Source organism: Prevotella sp. E9-3 (assembly GCF_022024015.1).
In the GTDB taxonomy this organism is placed as follows: domain Bacteria; phylum Bacteroidota; class Bacteroidia; order Bacteroidales; family Bacteroidaceae; genus Prevotella.
This window is the reverse complement of the sequence record NZ_CP091786.1, coordinates 13,703-33,072: the sequence shown is the minus strand read 5'-3', so window position 1 is coordinate 33,072 and position 19,370 is coordinate 13,703. Positions and strand designations below refer to the sequence as shown.

Below are 19,370 nucleotides of genomic sequence, written 5' to 3'. Positions count from 1 at the left end.
AAAAAGTTGTATATTTGCAACTTGAGAAAATTAATATAATGAGAATAGTTATACAAAGAGTTCGTGAAGCCAGCGTAACCATTGAGGGTGCCGTTCATGGGGCCATCGATCTGGGTTATCTGATACTCATTGGAGTATGCGAGGAAGACACCACCGAGGATGCCGACTGGCTTGTAAGGAAAGTGGCTGCGCTGCGCGTGTTCGACGATGAAAACGGGGTGATGAACCGAAGTATCATGGAAGTTGGCGGTAACTGTCTGGTAGTGAGCCAGTTTACTCTATTTGCAAGCTATAAAAAAGGGAACCGCCCATCGTGGTTGCGAGCTGCCAAACACGAGATTTCCATCCCCCTGTACGAATACTTCTGTAAGGAACTGAGTAAGGCACTGGGAAAAGAGGTTCAGACAGGCGAGTTTGGCGCAGATATGAAGGTGAGCCTGGTGAACGACGGGCCTGTGACTATTTGTATGGATACGAAGAGGAAGGAGTAAGGGGACCCAACAGACCCAACGGACACAAGGGACTCCCGGACCCTCCCCCAGCCCCTCCCTGAATGGAGGGGAGTAAATAGACTAAGTTTGCAATATCATTCGCAATATAATTAGATATTATATTATGACAATTGAAGAGGCGCAGAAGGCTGTCGATAAATGGATTAAGGAGTACGGAGTAAGATATTTCTCTGAACTCACCAATATGGCTGTGCTCACAGAAGAAGTGGGCGAAATGGCAAAGATTATCGCCCGCAGATACGGCGAACAGTCGTGGAAAAAAGACGATCCACGCGCTGCCGACAACGGCAAAAAAGCACTTGGCGACGAGATGGCCGACGTGCTGTGGGTACTGCTCTGTCTGGCCAATCAAACAGGCGTTGACCTGACGGAAGAACTAAGGAAGAACATCGAGAAAAAGACCCTGCGCGACAAGGACAGACACGTCAACAACGAGAAACTGAAACAGGAATAAAAGCCTGGAAATACAAAAGAAAAGTATTGTTTCACACTCAATAAAGAAGAAGAATAAATATTCAACAAAACAATAAAATCGTAAATTAAAAACTATGGCAGAACATCATCATGACCACGAGCATGAGCACGAACATCATCATCATGCTCAGCCCGAGAGCCGTATAGAAGAGGCTCTGAAGAAGTACAACCTCGAGATCACCGACGAGCAGGTGCGCGAGGCTGTAAAGAAAATCATCGCTGAGAAAGTACACGAAAACGATACGCCGGAAGTAAAGAAATTCCTGATGGGAAGCGTGGAACTCACCACCCTCAAGACCACCGACAGCGAGACATCGGTAATGGCCTTCACCGAGAAGGTGAACCAGTTCGAAGAGGCTTACCCCACCCTGCCCCATGTGGCCACCATCTGCGTGTATCCAAAGTTTGCAAAGACCGTGGCCGAAACATTGGAGGTTGAGGGCGTAGAGATAGCCTGCGTGAGCGGTTCGTTCCCCTCATCACAGTCGCTCATCGAAGTGAAGACCATCGAGACCCAGCTGGCCATCAAAGACGGCGCCACCGAGATAGACATCGTGATGCCTGTAGGCTCGTTCCTGGAAGGCGACTACGAGACCGTTGTCGATGAGATTCAGCAGCAGAAAGAGGCCTGCGGCGAGCACGATATGAAGGTGATTCTGGAGACCGGTTGTCTGAAGACGGCCAAGAACATCAAGATAGCCTCTATCCTGTCTATGTATGCCGGTGCCGACTATATCAAGACTTCTACCGGCAAACTGGAGCCTGCCGCAACTCCCGAGGCAGCCTATGTAATGTGCCAGGCCATTAAGGAGTATTACGATCAAACGGGCATTATGATCGGTTTTAAGCCCGCTGGAGGCCTTAACAGCGTGATGGACGCACTAATCTACTACACCATCGTGAAAGAGGTTCTGGGCGAGAAATGGCTCACCAACAAATACCTGCGTCTGGGTACCAGCCGACTGGCCAACATGTTGCTTTCTGAAGTGGTAGGCGAAGAGGTGAAGTTCTTCTAAAAGACTTCCCCGACATCTCAGATTTAAAAAAGCACGGATTAGTTCTCAAATAGCACAAAAACATCAGTCCTTCCTTTCTCAAACATGAGTAGGAAGGACTGAATTTATTATTGCAACTGTTCAAAAAACAGTAATCTTATCGCATCGATTTGACTATTAGTAGTCACCATTCAACTTATCGACCTCTTTAGAGCAGTATTCCTCAATCCAATCAAATTTCTTGTTGTAACTAAGAAGCTTATAGCGAGTTGTAGAATTATTATGTGTACAGTCAAGATAACCATTACTATATGAATAGCCAGAATTCGAATTGATGGGCTCTAAGTTATCAACATCGAAGATATTGTAATAGACAGTTACCGAGCCGCCTGGATAAGAATATGTACGACTTGTATAGGTGCGCTCCGTCTCATTTTTAGTAATATCTTCCCAAAGAATCGAAATATAACGTTTGCCATTCTTCACATAGACATAGGCACCTAAAGCATCTGGATAACCTTCATATTTCTTAAACAACTCTTCAGTGAAATAACCGGTATCACCGGCAGCTGCAGCATCGCGAGTATTTATGTAAAGCTCTAAATCAAGATTACCATACAATTTCTTCCCATCAGCCTCATACTCAAAGGCATAGTAGCCTGCAGGTATGGCCTTAGTGGGATCATCATCAACAGTTTTTTCCTTATCATCTTTCTTATCAGAAAAATCATCGTCGTCATCACCTCCACAAGAGGTTACGGCAATTGCTCCGAAGAGCAACAAGACGGTCATAGACCACAAACTAAGTAATTTCTTCATAATATTCAGTTTTTAAGTTATTGATTATTTCTTACGCTTTATCACATAGTCAACATAGGCGGTGAGAGCGGATTTGATATCATCATTTTTCACGTTCTCATCGATATATCGCTGACATTTCGACTGAAATTCCTGCATCTTCTTCTCAGCATACTCAATACCGCCCTGCTCCTTGGTGAACTCCACAAGACAGGCGATTTCATCGGGATTCACGGTACCTGCTTTCACCTTGCGGGCGAGCGTCATCATAGAGTCGATGGGATGACTGTTAAGAGCATAGATCACAGGCAACGTGAGCTTGCCCTCAGCCATATCATTGCCAGTGGGCTTGCCTATCTCTTTCGAGTCGTAATAGTCGAAAATATCGTCGCGAATCTGGAACATAATACCAAGATCCTGACCAAACTGAGCGGCAAGTTTCACATCCTCATTGCTGGCTCCAGCCGAAAGGGCACCAATGCTGGCACATGCCTCAAAAAGGGCTGCCGTCTTGTTTTTGATAATCTGATAATATACCTCCTCAGCTATCTCCTGATTCTGAATATTGGTCAACTGAAGAATCTCGCCGGCAGCCAATGTACGACCCAATTCAGCCAGATACTCCACAATGCGCTGATGACCCGTCTTCGACACGTGCAACAAAGCAGTAGAAAGAATATAATCGCCCACCAGCACGGCCACTTTATTATCATAAGTAGCATTCACCGAAGCCTGACCACGGCGCTCAGAACTTTCATCAACCACATCGTCATGGACCAGCGAAGCCGTATGCAACAGTTCAAGACCTACCGCAGCATGTTGGGTGACCGAACTAATAGTTCCGTAGTTCTTAGCCATCAACAGAATAAGAATAGGACGCATGCGCTTTCCACCGCGCTGCCGAATATGGCTAAGCGCTTGAGAAAGAAGACCGTCTTCGTGAGTTAATGCGTGGTTAAAAAGATCGATGAAATCGAGCAAATCCTGCTCAATGGGTTCTTTAATCAGTTTTAGATAGTCCATGGAGAATTAAAATTTGTGACAAAATTAGTGAAAAAGTTCGGTATATGAGAAATAATTTAGTAATTTTACACGAAAAATAGTACTATAAAACTATAGGAACTATAGGAACTATAAAAAAAGAAAAAACAAAAACCCCTATAATAATGAACAAAATTTTCTTGTTGGATGCCTACGCACTGATTTACCGCTCTTACTATGCGTTTATCAAGAACCCGCGCATCAACTCAAAGGGACTGAACACATCGGCCATCATCGGATTTGTGAACACACTCCAAGAGGTACTCGAAAAGGAGAAGCCTACCCACTTGGGCGTGGCTTTCGACCCTCATGGCCCCACCTTCCGCAGTGATGCCTTCCCGGCATATAAGGCGCAACGCGAAGCCACCCCCGAGGATATCCGCAAGGCAGTACCCATCATCAAAGACCTGCTGGCAGCGTGGAACATCCCCGTGCTGCAGGCCGACGGCTTCGAGGCCGACGACGTGATAGGTACACTGGCAACAAAATTAACGGCCCACCCTACCGCCCCCGAAGGGGCCTCTATAGATAGCCAAACTAAAGTAGCCCCCTCGGGGGCAGAAGGGGGGACCATAGTTTATATGCTCACCCCCGACAAGGACTACGGCCAACTGGTGAGTGATCAGGTGAAGATATTCCGTCCACGACATGGAGGCGGCTATGAGACCATGGGACCAACGGAGGTGTGCCAGAAATACGGAATTGAAAAAACGGCCCAAGTCATCGACCTTTTGGCACTGATGGGCGACTCGGCCGACAATTTCCCCGGTTGTCCGGGCGTTGGCGAGAAAACTGCCGTGAAATTGATCAATGAGTTCGGTTCCATCGAAGAAATGTTGAAGCGCACGGACGAGCTGAAAGGTGCACTTCAGAAAAAAGTGGTGGAACATGTGGACGATATCAAGATGAGTTACTTCCTGGCCACCATCAAAACTGATGTACCTATTGAAGTAACCCTCGACGAATTAGCTATCAAGTCACCCGACGAGGAAAAGCTCACCAAAATTTTCGACGAACTCGAATTCAAGAGTCTGAAAGCGAAAATATTTAAAAAGTCTGAAAATAAGCCAAAACCTGCTAATGGAGAGCTCTCTCTCTTTGAAATATTTGCGGACGAGAGCCAAGGTGATTCAAAAAATTCGAGTTTTGAGAGCCTTAAAACGATCTCTCATAAGTACCAACTCGTTGATACTGAGGAGGAAATGCTCAAAATTTTTTCGATTTTCAAGACAAATAAAATTCTCAGTCTAGATACAGAAACCACTTCAACAAGCGCAATTGATGCCGAATTGGTGGGTTTGAGCTTCTCAGTGAAGCCTCACGAGGCATTTTATGTGCCCATTCCGTCAAATCGTGAAGAAGCTCAAAGAATTGTTAATATCTTTAAACCAATCTATGAAAGTCCCGAAATTTTGAAAATCGGACAGAACCTTAAGTACGATTTAGAAGTTTTAAGAAATTATAACATTCAGCTTGCTGGCCCGATGTGGGACACTATGATAGCCCACTATTTGATTCAACCCGAGTTGAGACACAACATGGACTACATGGCCGAGGTGTATCTGAACTATCAGACCGTTCACATCGACGAACTGATAGGACCGAAAGGAAAGAACCAGCGCTCAATGCGCGACCTATCCCCTACCGAGGTATATGAGTATGCCTGCGAAGATGCCGACATCACCCTTCAGCTGAAAGAGAAACTGGAACCCGAGTTGAAGAGGCTGGACTGTGAGAAACTATTCTACGAGATAGAGATGCCACTGATGCCGGTATTGGCCGAGATGGAGATGAACGGTGTGTGTCTGGACACGGCATCACTGGCCGAGACATCGAAGATTCTCACCGAGAGAATGAACACCATAGAGCAGCGCATCTACGAGCTGGCAGGTCAGTCGTTCAACATCGCCTCGCCCAAACAGGTGGGAGAGATTCTGTTCGACAAACTGAAAATTGTGGAGAAGGCCAAAAAGACCAAGACCGGTCAGTACGTGACCAGCGAGGAGGTGCTTCAGCAACTGAAAAACAAGCATGAGATAGTGGCTGACATCCTGGAACACAGAGGGTTAAAAAAACTCATCGGCACCTATATCGATGCCCTTCCAAAACTGATCAATCCACGCACCGGACATATCCATACCTCGTTCAATCAAACCATCACCGCCACCGGTCGCCTGTCGAGTAGCGACCCCAATCTGCAGAACATCCCCATCCGCGGCGAGGACGGAAAAGAGATTCGCAAGGCCTTCGTGCCCGAACCAGGATGCCTGTTCTTCTCAGCCGACTACAGTCAGATTGAACTGCGCGTGATGGCCCATCTGAGTGGCGATGAAAACATGATCAACGTGTTCCGCGGAGGCAAGGACCTGCATGCCGCCACCGCTTCTAATATATATAAGAAGCCCATTGAAGAGGTGACTCGCGATGAGCGAACAAAATCGAAACGTGCCAATTTCGGTATCATCTACGGCATCACCGTCTTCGGTCTGGCCGAACGCCTCGACATTTCGCGCGACGAGGCAAAACTGCTCATCGACGGCTTCTTCGACACCTTCCCCAAGGTGCACGACTACATGGAAAAGGCCAAACAGGAAGCCCGCCAGCAGGGTTATGTCCCCACCCTCTTCGGCCGCCGCCGTTATCTTCCCGATATCAACTCGCAGAACGCCACCGTGCGCGGCTTTGCCGAGCGCAACGCCATCAACGCCCCCATTCAAGGCACGGCAGCCGACATCATCAAAGTGGCAATGATACGCATCTTCCAGCGCTTCAAAAAAGAAAATATCAGGAGTAAAATGATTCTGCAGGTACACGATGAATTGAACTTCAGCGTTTATCCGGAGGAAAAAGAAAAGGTAGAGCGAATAGTTCTCGAAGAGATGCAGGGCGCCATGAACCTCGACGTCCCTCTTGTGGCCGATTCAGGCTTTGGCATCAACTGGCTCGAGGCCCACTAACGGTCCGGTAAACAGCGACACAGTCGCTGTCCCCCCTCAAAAATTCAACCACATGACTGAAAATAAGAAAAGGCGTATAGAGTGGGCAAAAAAGCAGGAAAAGAAACCCTCAATGAAGCGCCGCTGCGATGAACACGACTATACCCAGCGAGGCATCTACATGATTACAATGGCCACCGAGGGACGATTGCCATTATTCGGCACATTAAAAGGCGACCCTTTGGCCACCAATGGAAATAACAAACCACACGTTATCCTTTCGCCATTAGGAGAACGGGTACAAGCCTGCTGGTTTGACATTCATGGTCACTACCCAGAAGTGTCTGTCATCAAGCTTTGCATTATGCCTGACCATATTCATGGCGTGCTCTTTGTCAAAGAAAACATGCCACGCCACCTTGGCACTATCATCAATGGCTTCAAGAGTGGTACGAGAATGGCAGCACGAGAACTGGGAATTATCACAGCGACAATGTCGCCATCCACCCAACCATCCCCGGTCAGGTACACTGAGGCACCGCCTCAGTCACCCACGCCTCAGTCTCCCACGCCTCAGTCCCACAAGCCTCAGTCCCATACGCCTCAATCCCACGGTACCCTTTGGGAACAGGGCTACAACGACCGTATCTTATTGCAGGAAGGCCAACTACAACGAATGTTAGACTACCTTGACGACAATCCCCGTCGTCTGCTTTTAAAACAGGCACACCCTCAATACTTTAAGCCTTTAGGCAAACTATCTGTATCAGGCATCGAGATGGAAGCAATGGGCAATACAGCCCTTCTTGAAAAGCCTGTAAAATTGCAGGTGCAATGCTCGCGCCATCTCTACCAAAACGAGATAGAACAACGCAAACAGTACTTCCTAAATGCAGCCCAACAAGGTGCCGTCATAGTCTCTCCCTGCATCAGCCCTGGCGAGAAACAGATAGCCACCGCCATCTTGGAGGCCCAGCTCCCCCTTATCGTCCTGCTTCTCAAAGGCTTTCCTCCCTTCTTTAAGCCACAGCCCCACTACCTTTCAGCCTGTGCTGAAGGTCGCCTGCTCATGCTCAGCCCCTACCCTTGGCAGAATGAAAAGATAGAGAACATGCGCCAACGCTGCCTGCAACTCAACGATATTGCTGCTAAAATCTGCGAAGTATAAATAACCAATCAAATTTTTTTTGTACCTTTGCACCCAGTTTATAAACGTTTATAGAAGAAAATGGCATTAAAATGTGGTATCGTGGGCTTGCCTAACGTGGGCAAGAGCACGCTCTTTAACTGTCTGTCGAGCGCTAAGGCGCAGGCAGCCAACTTCCCTTTTTGTACAATTGAACCAAATGTAGGCGTTATCACCGTGCCCGATGAGCGACTGACCAAACTGGCCGAGCTTGTTCATCCCGGACGTATTGTTCCTGCCACTTGCGAAATTGTGGACATTGCAGGACTGGTGAAAGGTGCCTCAAAGGGTGAAGGTCTGGGCAATAAGTTCCTGGGAAATATCCGTGAGACCGACGCCATCATCCACGTGTTGCGCTGTTTTGAGGATGACAATATCACCCATGTTGACGGCACTATCGACCCCGTTCGCGATAAGGAAATCATCGATACCGAACTGCAGCTGAAAGACCTGGAGACCATCGAAGGCCGACTGGCAAAGACTGAGAAGGCTGCCGCTGCCGGCAACAAGGACGCCAAGGTAGAAGTGACCGTTCTGAAAGCTTATAAAGAGGTACTCGACCAAGGCAAGAATGCCCGTGTGGTGGAGTTTGAGAGCAAGGAAGAGCAGGACTGCGCCCGCAACCTGTTTCTGCTCACTGCCAAGCCCGTTCTCTATGTATGCAACGTAGGTGAGAATGACGCCAAGAACGGTAACGCCTTCACCAAGAAAATCGAAGAGATTGCCCGTGAGGAAGGTGCTGAGACCATGGTGATTGCCGCCAAGACAGAGGAAGACATCGCCGAACTGGAATCGTACGAAGACAAGCAGATGTTCCTCGAGGAACTGGGCTTGGAAGAGAGTGGCGTGAACCGCCTGATCAAGAAGGCCTATGCCCTGCTGAACTTAGAGACCTTTATTACTGCCGGCGAGATGGAAGTGAAGGCCTGGACCTACAAGAAAGGATGGAAGGCTCCACAGTGTGCCGGTGTCATCCACACCGACTTTGAGAAAGGTTTCATCCGTGCCGAGGTCATCAAATACGACGACTATCTGCAGTACGGCTCAGAATCTGCCGTTCGCGAAGCCGGCAAACTGGCTGTGGAAGGTAAAGACTACGTAGTACAAGACGGCGACATCATGCACTTCAGATTTAATGTTTAGGCTAGGGAAACCAGGAAAAGCTAGTTGGAACAAGTTCAACTAGTGAAACTAGTAAAAAACTAGAAAAAAGAAGAAAAATGAATCTCATCAGTTACATTCTCTGGAACCCGGATTTAGAGGCATTCCATATTGGGCCGTTGGCCTTCCGCTGGTACTCGCTGTGCTGGCTGATAGGCTTGTTGCTGGCCTATCTGGTGGTGAGGCGCTTGTTTAAAGAGCAGAAAATCAAGGACGAACTCTTCGACCCCTTGTTTATGTACTGTTTCCTTGGCATCCTGATTGGCGCCCGACTGGGGCACTGCATCTTCTATCAGCCCGACTATTTCCTCACTTCATGGAAAGGAGTGATAGAAATGTTCCTGCCTATCCATATAGACCCCTTCGGTTCATGGCACATGACTGGCTATCAGGGACTTGCCTCACATGGTGGAACACTGGGACTCATCCTTGCCCTGTTGCTTTATGTGAGACATACCGGAGTGGGACTCTGGCGCGTATTGGACAATATCGCTATAGCCACAGGAACAACAGCCTGCTTTATACGCTTGGGAAACCTGATGAATAGCGAAATCATCGGACGTGCTACCGATGTGCCCTGGGCTTTCGTGTTTGAACGCGTTGACATGGTTCCACGTCATCCCGGACAACTCTACGAGGCCATTGCCTATGCCCTGCTGTTTGCCCTGATGTGGTTTATCTACAGAAAGCATCAGCAGTTTGTGGGAACGGGCTTCTACTTCGGTCTGTGCCTGTTCTATATCTTCACGTTCCGCTTCTTCATCGAGTACACAAAAGAGGTGCAGGAAGCATTCGAAGAAGGACTGATGTTCGATATGGGTCAACTGCTTTCAATACCATTTATACTCATTGGAGGATGGTATATGGTAAAAGGATGGAAAAAAGGGCAGAAACTGATGCAGTAATAATAAGGTATAATATCGAAAAACTGATATTTCCTAAAATTATAAAACATAATAAAAAACGACTGAAAAAAAATCGATTTCAGTCGTTTTTTTTATAAATTTGCGCTCCAATAGATTCAACCAATCATGCAGAAAACCAAAAAGATTGTTTTGCTACTTTTTTTGAGCCTGATTCTACCTCTTGGTATGTCGGCTCAGGAAGCGGATTCTGTTCTCCAAAGACTCTCTAACAGATTCTTCGACCTATATAATGAGGTAGAAGTAAAGGACGAATTTTTTGAGGCAGGAGAGCAGTTAAGTGAGTACTATCTGGAAAAAGACCAGCCACTTGGCTATTACAAAACTCAACTGAACATCTGTCTATACGAAACAGAACACAATTTTCCGGCAAAAGCCATGAAGCGCGCTGCCAACATGCTGGAGAAGATGAGAGCTGAGAATTTTGACGGCTATTGTCAGGTGTATCTGGCTTTAGGAACCATTTTTGAGAGCCGCGGCAATTATCGCATGGCACGCTACTACTATGAACACAGCATCAACAGTGCACTCCCCGACGATATTTCCACCCAAATAGGCATCTATTCGCGCCTGGCATTTCTGATGATGCTTCGCGACCCTATTGAAGCCAAAGAGTGGAATAAGAAATACTACCAAGAGAGCGCAAACTATCCAGAATACCGTCAGGTGTACTATTTCATAGAAACCATGATCAACTTCAAACTTGACAATAAGCTCGAGTTTGACCGTTGTTACAAGGCCTATCTGAAACACCACGAAGAATATAAAGACTATCTGGACAACTACGGTATGGAGACACTGAAAGTGGCCAATCTGGCCATTACAGGCCAATTCGATAAAGCCATAGAGGAACTGGACTCTCTTTCTTCTACCGACCTGAACGAAATAGGCTATCTGGACATGCGAATCATCATTTCCAAGATGATGAACCGCGACGACCTGGCACTTCAGGCCTCTCTCAAGCGCTCAGAGTGCATCGACTCACTGAATTCAGACATGCTGTTCGACAACCTGAACGAGCTGAATACCCAGGCCGACGTGGCCCGTGCACAGTCGGCAGCAGCCAAAGAGCGCGAACGCATGTTTGTCGTCACCTTTACAATGGCAATCATCATCATCGCGCTGCTCATCTTTGCCATCATGCACTATCGAAAGAGCCGCGAACAACTGAGCGAGAAGAACAACCAGTTGCACTCAGCCCTGGCTATGGCTGAAGAGGGTGAGAAAATGAAATCAGAATTCGTTCGTTCAGTGAGTCATGAGATACGCACACCGCTGAATGCCATCAATGGTTTCAACCAACTGCTGAACACCCCTGGCGTTAGCCTTTCGGAGACAGAGCGTGCCGACCTGCTGAACCGTATCAAGACCAATGTGCAGGCCATCACCAATATTGTGGACGAGATGCTGCGTGTAGCCGACCGCGAGTCGAACGAGTATTCAGAATCCGAGACGGTGTATTGCAACCAGTACTTCCCCACCCTACTCTATGCCCATCGCGACCATGTGAGCGGTGCCATTCAACTGAACTACACCACGAAGGTGCTGAACCGCTTTGAAATAAACACTAATAAAGAGGGGGTGAGCCGCATTCTGGATCAGCTTATCAAGAATGCCATCAAGTTCACTAAGGAAGGCGCTATCACCATGCACTGTGAGGTGACGGCCGATGAGAAATATCTGGCCCTGAGCATCACCGACACCGGCATAGGTGTGAGAAAGGATATGCAGGACAAGATATTTGAGGGCTTCAACAAAGCCGATGTCTTCAAACCTGGCATCGGACTCGGACTGGTGATCAGCAAGAAAATTGCACGCAAATTAGGCGGTGACCTTGTTCTTGATAAAACCTACACACACGGTGCACGCTTTATCCTTACACTCCCACTGAAGTAGAATAAAAAAATGAGCTATACGCCTAAAAAAATAGTTTCCGAAAATTACTTTCCGGAAACTATTTTTTTGATATCGTTCAGTTTGTTTAAAGCCTCAACAGGAGTGAGGTTGTTGATGTCGAGTCCTAAAATTTCGTCACGGATCTGACACAGTACAGGGTCGTCCAACTGGAAGAAAGACAACTGCATACCCTCACGACTATCAGCAATGCCTATTGTGGCGGCCGTACGAGCCTCGGGGCCGTGTTCTGGCTTACCAGCCTTCCCTACCCCTTCATTGTCGGCTTCAAGCTGTTTCAGAATGACATTCGCACGCTTCACAATACTACGAGGCATACCAGCTATCTCGGCCACGTGAATACCAAACGAGTGTTCACTGCCTCCACGTTCCAGTCGGCGCAGAAAAATCACTTTTCCCTCCACCTCTTTCACACTCACATTATAGTTTTTGATACGAGAGAAATTCTTTTCCATCTCGTTCAGTTCATGATAGTGCGTAGCAAAGAGCGTGCGAGCCCGCGCTTTCGGTTGTTCGTGCAGGTACTCCACAATTGCCCAGGCAATAGAGATACCATCATAGGTAGAAGTGCCGCGTCCCAGCTCATCAAATAGCACAAGACTCTTCGGTGAAACATTATTCAGGATGTTAGAGGCCTCAGTCATCTCTACCATAAAGGTTGATTCACCTAATGAAATATTATCGGAAGCACCCACACGTGTAAAGATTTTGTCCACCAAACCGATTTTCGCGGCCTCTGCGGGCACAAAACAGCCCACTTGGGCCAACAGTACTATCAAAGCCGTTTGACGCAACAGCGCCGATTTACCAGCCATATTTGGTCCGGTAATCATCATAATCTGCTGTCGCTCGTTGTCGAGCATCACATCGTTCGGCACATACTGTTCGCCTACGGGCAGTTCGGTTTCAATAACAGGATGGCGGCCTTGTCGGATATCAATCACTTCAGAATCATCCACTACCGGCCGCACATAACGGTGTTCTTCGGCGGTTTTGGCAAAGCCTAAGAGTACATCCAGACGGGCCAGCAGTACGGCATCGACCTGAATCTCTGCGATAAACTTCTGGATATCGCCCACCAAGGCAGCAAACAGCTGGGCTTCGAGCGATAGGATACGGTCTTCGGCACCGAGAATCTTTTCTTCGTATTCCTTCAGTTCCTGAGTGATATAACGCTCGGCCTGTGCCAGCGTCTGCTTACGCACCCATTCCTGCGGCACCTTATCCTTATAAGTATTTCGCACCTCGAGGTAGTAGCCGAACACGTTGTTATAGCCAATCTTCAGCGACTGAATACCTGTAAGTTGAGCTTCACGCTCCTGAATCTGCAACAAGTAGTCTTTTCCTGAGTAGGCAATATGTCGCAACTGGTCGAGTTCCTCACTTACACCATCGCTGATCACCCCACCCTTCTGTACCAGTTGAGGAGGATCTGGCTTTACTTCGCGGGCTATCCGTTCACGAATCTCCTCACACAGTTCCAGGCGCTCACCAATGTGGCGGATGGCCGAATAGCCAGAGAAATGGTTGCCGCTATCAGAAAGATCAGAAAGCTCAAAATTTTCAGAATACTCAGAATATTCAGAATTCTCAGAATATTCAGAATTCTCAGAAACTTCAGAATTCTCAGAACTATCAGAATTCTCAGACTTCTTTCCTAACATCAGGCAAGCCTTTTTAATGGGTTCTATGGCCTGAAGGGCAATTTTCAGTTGAACCACTTCGCGGGGCGACACACGTCCGGTTGCCACCCTAGAGATGATGCGCTCCAAGTCGCCTACCCGTTGCAGTTGTTCGTCAATAATCTGTCGGAATTCCGGTTCGCGGAAGAAACTCTCCACCACATCCAGTCGTTGTTCAATAGGTTGACGGTCTTTCAGTGGAAAAACCAGCCAGCGGCGCAACAGTCGCGATCCCATTGGCGACACGGTACGATCTACCACATCGAGCAAACTGCGCCCGTCCTCCTGCATGGGCTGTACCAGTTCGAGTGAACGAATGGTAAACTTATCCAGTCGGACGTATTTCTCTTCTTCTATTCTCGCAAGATTCGTGATATGGCCTATCTGTGTGTGCTGAGTCATCTCCAAATACTGAAGAATAGCACCGGCAGCGGTGATGCCGCTATGCATATGGGCAACACCGAAACCCTTCAACGACTTCACCCCGAAATGGCGAAGTAGTTTCTGTTGAGCTGTTTCCTCAGTATATACCCAGTCGTCAAGCTGAAAAGTGATATAGCGAGTACCGAAGAACCGCTCGAAATCCTGACGGCGGTTACGCTCGTAGAGCACCTCTTTCGGTTGGAAATTGCCCAACAGTTTCTCTACATAATCGGGTGTACCCTCTCCCACCAGAAACTCACCGGTAGAAATATCGAGAAAGCTCACGCCACAGGCAGAACGACCGAAATCTACTGATGCCAAAAAGTTGTTCTCCTTATAATTCAGCACGTTATCGGTCAGAGCCACGCCAGGTGTCACCAGTTCAGTGATACCGCGTTTCACCAGTTTCTTTGTCAGTTTAGGGTCTTCCAACTGATCGCAGATAGCCACGCGCTTTCCGGCACGGATCAGTTTAGGCAGATAAGTGTCAAGGGCATGATGGGGAAAGCCGGCCATCTCGTCGCCTTTATTATAGCCATTATTGCGTTTTGTCAGCGTAATGCCCAATATACGTGAGGCCACAATAGCATCGTCGCAATAAGTCTCATAGAAATCGCCACAGCGAAACAGCAGCACCGCATCAGGGTGTTTCTTTTTCAAATCGAAAAACTGCTGCATCATAGGGGTCAGCTGCCCGTCTTTCTTTGCCATATCAATAGAAATTTAGACTGCAAAGATACACATTTTTTCTAAAAAATAATATTGAATTGTTGCAGATGTAAAAAAGATTGCGTAGTTTTGCACTTAGATAATACTATCACTTACCTGTTATCAAGACTTTTTTGCAACAAAATATGAGTTTTACAGAACAAGCAAATCAAATTTTCCGTCAGGTCATTGCCGATTATCATTTGACCGACAATGTTGACACCCCCATTCATAATCCTTACGAACGCGACAGCATTGAGTTCAGCCTTTATCTGAAGTGCTGGATTGATACTGTTCAGTGGCATTATGAAGATATTATCCGCGATCCGCATATCGATCCGCAAGAGGCTCTGTCACTGAAGCGCCGTATAGACCGTTCCAATCAGGATCGTACCGACCTTGTTGAGGAGATTGACACCTATTTCCGCAAGGTTTACAGTGAGGTAACTCCCCTACCCGATGCTCGTCTGAACACCGAGAGTCCTGCTTGGGCTGTTGACCGCCTGAGTATCCTGGCACTGAAGATTTACCACATGCAGGAACAGGTGGACCGCAAGGATGCCAATGCAGAGCACCATGAGCGTTGTTTGATGAAGCTGAATGTTCTGTTGGAACAGCAGAAAGACCTTTCCCTGGCTATCGATCAACTGCTGGATGACTATCAGGCCGGCCGTAAGGTGATGAAGGTTTATCGCCAGATGAAGATGTACAACGATCCAAGCACAAACCCAGTGCTTTATAAAAAAGGTGAGAATTGAGAACTGAGAGATGAGAACTGAGAGATAAGAGGTATGATTACACAGTATTCCATAATGCCCTCATAGCAAAACTTATCATACCTCTCAGTTCTCACCTCTCAATTCTCAATTGTCAATTGTCAATTCTCAATTCTCAATTGTCAATTAAAAAATATGCAGCACGACCATTTATTAGTGATACGTTTTTCGGCTCTTGGCGATGTAGCCATGACAGTACCTGTAATATGGGCATTAGCACGCCAATATCCAGAAGTGCGCATCACCGTTCTGAGTCGTCCGTTTGCCCGTTCTTTTTTTGAGAATCTGGCTCCCAATGTCAATTTCATGTCGGCCGACTTAAAGAGTGAGTATCATGGAGTGAAAGGACTCAATGCCCTCTATCGTCGTCTCACAGCCAAGCAGTTCACTGCTGTTGCCGACCTTCACAACGTGTTGCGCAGCGGTTATCTGCGCCTGCGTTTCCATTTAGGACACTACCGCGTAGAACACCTGAACAAGCACCGCTATCAGCGACGGATGCTTGTGGCTCGTCAACCGCGTAAAGTGCTGCAACCACTTTCCACACCATTCGAAAACTACCTGGATGTGTTTGCCCGTTTAGGCTATCCCATCGACCCGTCAAATCTGTGTTTCAAGAGCCTTTCTTTCCCGGAAACACCTGAACATACGGCTATTCTCCAGCATACGATACTCCAATCCCCGTGTGTAGGCATTGCTCCTTTTGCCGCACATCGTGGTAAGACCTATCCTCCAAAACTGATGGAAAAGGTTATTGACCTGTTGATACAGTCGCATCCGGAGGCCCGAATCATTCTGTTTGGAAGGGGTCAGCAGGAAGATGAGTTCTTTGCGCAATGCACAGCCAAATGGTCCAACTGCATTACAGCTTCAAGTATAGCCAAAGACATGAATCAGGAGCTTCTGCTGATGAGCAAGCTCAAGGTGATGGTTTCCATGGATTCTTCCAACATGCATTTAGCATCGCTTGTAGGCATTCCAGTGGTCAGTATTTGGGGAGCTACTCATCCCTATGCTGGTTTCATGGGGTGGGGGCAGAGTGTTAACAACTCACTACAAGTCAGCAGTTTAGACTGTCGTCCGTGCAGCATTTACGGCAATAAGCCCTGCTTGCGTGGCGATTATGCCTGCCTTTGCGGCATCGCCCCGGAGAGGGTAGTGGAAAAAATAGTGGAGTTTGTTTGATTTTTAATGGGGCTAATAGGCTGAATGGGTCTAATGGGCCCATTAAACCCATCAAACCCATTCAGCCCATTCAGCCCATTCAGCCCATTCAGCCCATCAAACCCATCAAACCCATCAAAATCACAGCACCAATTCCCTCGCGAAATGATAGATGATAATTCCCGTGGTCACACTCACGTTCATGGAGTGTTTCACGCCCAGTTGAGGAATCTCCAGACAGCCGTTGCTCTCATCAATCACTTCCTGATGAACACCTTTCACCTCGTTTCCCATCACCACTGCGTATTTACGGCCCTTCTCAGGCACAAACGAGGGTAGGGAAGTGCTACCTTCCGCCTGTTCAACCGAAAAGACCGTATAGCCCTGTTTTTTCAGTTCCCTCACAGCCTCGAGAGCAGTATTGCAGTATTGCCAACTTACACTATCCTCAGCGCCCAGTGCCGTCTTGTGAATCTCGGCATGGGGTGGGGTGGAGGTGATGCCACAGAGACAGATTTTCTCTACACGGAAAGCATCGCAAGTGCGGAACACACTTCCCACGTTGTACATCGACCTGACATCGTCTAACACCACTACAAGCGGCAGTTTATCGGCCTCACGGAACTCTTCCACCGTAAGGCGCTTCATCTCTATAGTACGGAGTTTGCGCATTGTTCTATTGTTTTGAGTGCAAAGGTAAATAAAAAACACCGCAACAGAAGGTATCTGCTGCGGTGCTTTTTATTTTTTTAATGATTACTTCACGAAGAACTTCTTTCCGTTCATGATGTAGAGACCCTTTGCAGGAGTCATTACACGCTGGCCACGGAGGTTATAGATAGCACCCTGGAAGCGGTTGTCAGTCTTTGTCTCGCTGATACCAGCGCTAAACTGCTCACCATCTAAGATGAAGTCGGCCGTATTCTTAATACCAGTCTTGCCCATATACTTCAGAATATAGCCATAAACGAGCACTTCCTTACCCACATAAGTAGGATTGTCAAGCACGTTCAGAGCAGCACGCAGATTACCTGTTGGCAGTTGAACAGGAATGCATTCAGTGCCACTTGCAACTTCCTGAGTAGATGCCAGACCGATATTGCTTGCCACAATTTTTTCACCTTCCAAAATCTCACTGCCGCTTGAGTTCAGAGAACCAGCTATAAAACCTTTCACCCAGAACATCTCCTGACCTTCTACAGCACTTGATTCAGTAGGAACAGGCATTGCCTTCAAGTCGGCTATAGTATAAGGGCTTTCAATCGTTCCGTCACCTTCCAGTACGATAGGTTTATCATCGCCCTTAGTTTTTCCGTTGATACTATAGATATAGCCACCCTGAGCCAATTCAGGAGTAATCTTCTCGTCTTTTAAGTACTTCTGCAACTTACCATACACCACTACCTCATCGCCGTCTTCCAGCAGTTCGCTGTCGGTGATTGACTTATTCTCCAAGCCCAGTGCACGATAAACAAGCAATGAGTCTTGAGCCTCGGCAGATGAACGGATAGTGAAGGTAGCATTTCCATAGCTTGTATCAATTGTAGCAACGGCGGTCACAACACCCTTGATGTAGTAGCTATTCGTAGTAGTCTGGTTGTTCATCATTGAGTTGATAGCAGCCACAGCGGCTTCAACGGTGATAGCAGTCTCAGGAGTGGTACCACCTTCGATAGTAGGCTCAACAACACTTTCATCTTTGGTCTTACCGTTTACAGAATAAACATAACCATCCTGAGCCACCTGAGGAGTTGTCACATTATCCTTCACATACTTCTGTAGCTGACCATAAACCACAACCTCGTCGTCAACATCAATAAAATCTTCATTGGTCACTTTCTTATTTTCCAAACCCTTGAGGCGGTAAGCAGTCAGTTTGCCATCTATCACGAAGGAAGCATTACCATACTTTGAAGAGACTTCAGTTACTGCTGTCACAGTACCCTTCACATAATAGTTTTCAGAAGTTTTGCCGCCGTCGTTCAAAGCATTGATCAGTTCCAGGGCGCGGTCAACAGTAATAGCAGTCTCAGGTGTCTGACCCTCTGTAACCACTACTGGAGCCACGTTATCGCCCATTTCAATTTTCTTAACACGCCAGTGACCACTTCCGCTGGGACGAGTAAACACAATCTGAGAAGCATCACCAGTCCACAGACCCGTAGCAGGATCGTAAGTTCCTCCATCCACTACTGTAGCCTCAGTGGGTTTGTTGCTGCCGTCATAAGTAATCAGGATATTCTTCAACTTACCTTCCTTGGCTGCGATGGTCATCGTACCGCCACCATAAACACGAATACCCTCACCGGTAGTATAATACTTTCCGTTATTACCACCACCACCGAAGGTTACAGTAAAATCGCCACCGTCGAAAGGATCCGTGTACTGTACAGTGTTCTCAAGACCCAATTCGCCAAAAGTGATACTTCCGGCCATGGCTGTGCCAGCCAACAAAGCACAAATACTTAATACAAAAAAGCGTAAATTTTTAATCATAGACTTTTGATTTAAACGTTAATAATAATGCAAGATATTTTTCGCAAAATTATACAATTTATCTGAAACGTCAAAATTAAAAGTCATTTAAATTGGTAAAAGATAAGGATTTAGTCATTTTTTTTGAGAATTTCAATATTAAATTGTATCTTTGCAGTCCATTTTTATATCACTTTCAATT

The 19,370-nt window shown here is 47.1% G+C and carries 15 protein-coding genes; 10 read left to right on the top strand and 5 right to left on the bottom strand.

What is annotated here, in order from left to right; all coding sequences use genetic code 11:
- The first annotated feature begins 38 nt into the window (after positions 1–38).
- The 3 genes from dtd (at position 39) to deoC (ending at position 2,002) form a co-directional block, all read left to right on the top strand.
- Entirely contained in the window at positions 39–491 is a 453-nt protein-coding gene (dtd, locus tag L6475_RS00115; protein WP_237821317.1) for a D-aminoacyl-tRNA deacylase, read from the top strand.
- Positions 492–615: 124 nt separating this feature from the next.
- A complete protein-coding gene (locus L6475_RS00110) occupies positions 616–966 on the top strand; it encodes a nucleotide pyrophosphohydrolase (RefSeq protein WP_237821314.1) in 351 nt (116 codons plus the stop codon).
- A gap of 94 nt (positions 967–1,060) precedes the next feature.
- A complete protein-coding gene (deoC, locus tag L6475_RS00105; protein WP_237821312.1) occupies positions 1,061–2,002 on the top strand; it encodes a deoxyribose-phosphate aldolase in 942 nt (313 codons plus the stop codon).
- 156 nt (positions 2,003–2,158) lie between these two features.
- Here deoC and L6475_RS00100 read toward each other — a convergent pair whose 3' ends face one another.
- On the bottom strand, positions 2,159–2,800 hold the full coding sequence (locus tag L6475_RS00100) for a hypothetical protein (RefSeq protein WP_237821310.1): 642 nt from the start codon (positions 2,798–2,800) through the stop codon (positions 2,159–2,161).
- Between the two features lie 24 nt (positions 2,801–2,824).
- Positions 2,825–3,802, bottom strand: a complete 978-nt coding sequence (locus L6475_RS00095; RefSeq protein ID WP_237821308.1) for a polyprenyl synthetase family protein — start codon at positions 3,800–3,802, stop codon at positions 2,825–2,827.
- Positions 3,803–3,945: 143 nt separating this feature from the next.
- Here L6475_RS00095 and polA point away from each other — a divergent pair, with 143 nt between their 5' ends.
- The 5 genes from polA (at position 3,946) to L6475_RS00070 (ending at position 11,922) form a co-directional block, all read left to right on the top strand.
- Positions 3,946–6,777, top strand: coding sequence for a DNA polymerase I (polA, locus tag L6475_RS00090; protein ID WP_237821306.1), 2,832 nt, complete (start codon positions 3,946–3,948; stop codon positions 6,775–6,777).
- Between the two features lie 52 nt (positions 6,778–6,829).
- On the top strand, positions 6,830–7,924 hold the full coding sequence (locus L6475_RS00085) for a transposase (RefSeq protein WP_237821304.1): 1,095 nt from the start codon (positions 6,830–6,832) through the stop codon (positions 7,922–7,924).
- A 60-nt stretch (positions 7,925–7,984) separates the two neighbouring features.
- Entirely contained in the window at positions 7,985–9,085 is a 1,101-nt protein-coding gene (gene ychF, locus L6475_RS00080) for a redox-regulated ATPase YchF (RefSeq protein ID WP_237821302.1), read from the top strand.
- Positions 9,086–9,162: 77 nt separating this feature from the next.
- Positions 9,163–10,008 (top strand): prolipoprotein diacylglyceryl transferase, encoded by an 846-nt coding sequence (gene lgt / locus L6475_RS00075; protein ID WP_237821299.1) that lies wholly within the window; start codon positions 9,163–9,165, stop codon positions 10,006–10,008.
- A gap of 126 nt (positions 10,009–10,134) precedes the next feature.
- On the top strand, positions 10,135–11,922 hold the full coding sequence (locus L6475_RS00070) for a sensor histidine kinase KdpD (RefSeq protein ID WP_237821297.1): 1,788 nt from the start codon (positions 10,135–10,137) through the stop codon (positions 11,920–11,922).
- A gap of 44 nt (positions 11,923–11,966) precedes the next feature.
- On the opposite strand, the gene mutS is transcribed toward L6475_RS00070, so the two are convergent.
- Positions 11,967–14,756, bottom strand: coding sequence for a DNA mismatch repair protein MutS (mutS, locus tag L6475_RS00065; protein WP_237821295.1), 2,790 nt, complete (start codon positions 14,754–14,756; stop codon positions 11,967–11,969).
- A 143-nt stretch (positions 14,757–14,899) separates the two neighbouring features.
- Between mutS and L6475_RS00060 the strand changes: the two genes are divergently transcribed.
- Both L6475_RS00060 and L6475_RS00055 read left to right on the top strand, forming a co-directional pair.
- Positions 14,900–15,511 (top strand): DUF4254 domain-containing protein, encoded by a 612-nt coding sequence (locus tag L6475_RS00060; protein ID WP_237821293.1) that lies wholly within the window; start codon positions 14,900–14,902, stop codon positions 15,509–15,511.
- 153 nt (positions 15,512–15,664) lie between these two features.
- Positions 15,665–16,714 carry a glycosyltransferase family 9 protein gene (locus L6475_RS00055; protein ID WP_237821291.1) on the top strand — a complete coding sequence of 350 codons (1,050 nt, stop codon included), beginning with the start codon at positions 15,665–15,667 and terminating at the stop codon, positions 16,712–16,714.
- 120 nt (positions 16,715–16,834) lie between these two features.
- Here L6475_RS00055 and L6475_RS00050 read toward each other — a convergent pair whose 3' ends face one another.
- On the bottom strand, positions 16,835–17,365 hold the full coding sequence (locus L6475_RS00050) for an RNA methyltransferase (protein WP_237821289.1): 531 nt from the start codon (positions 17,363–17,365) through the stop codon (positions 16,835–16,837).
- Between the two features lie 84 nt (positions 17,366–17,449).
- Positions 17,450–19,189: a DUF6359 domain-containing protein gene (locus L6475_RS00045; protein WP_237821288.1), complete on the bottom strand. Its 1,740-nt coding sequence runs from the start codon at positions 19,187–19,189 to the stop codon at positions 17,450–17,452.
- Between the last annotated feature and the right edge of the window lie 181 nt (positions 19,190–19,370).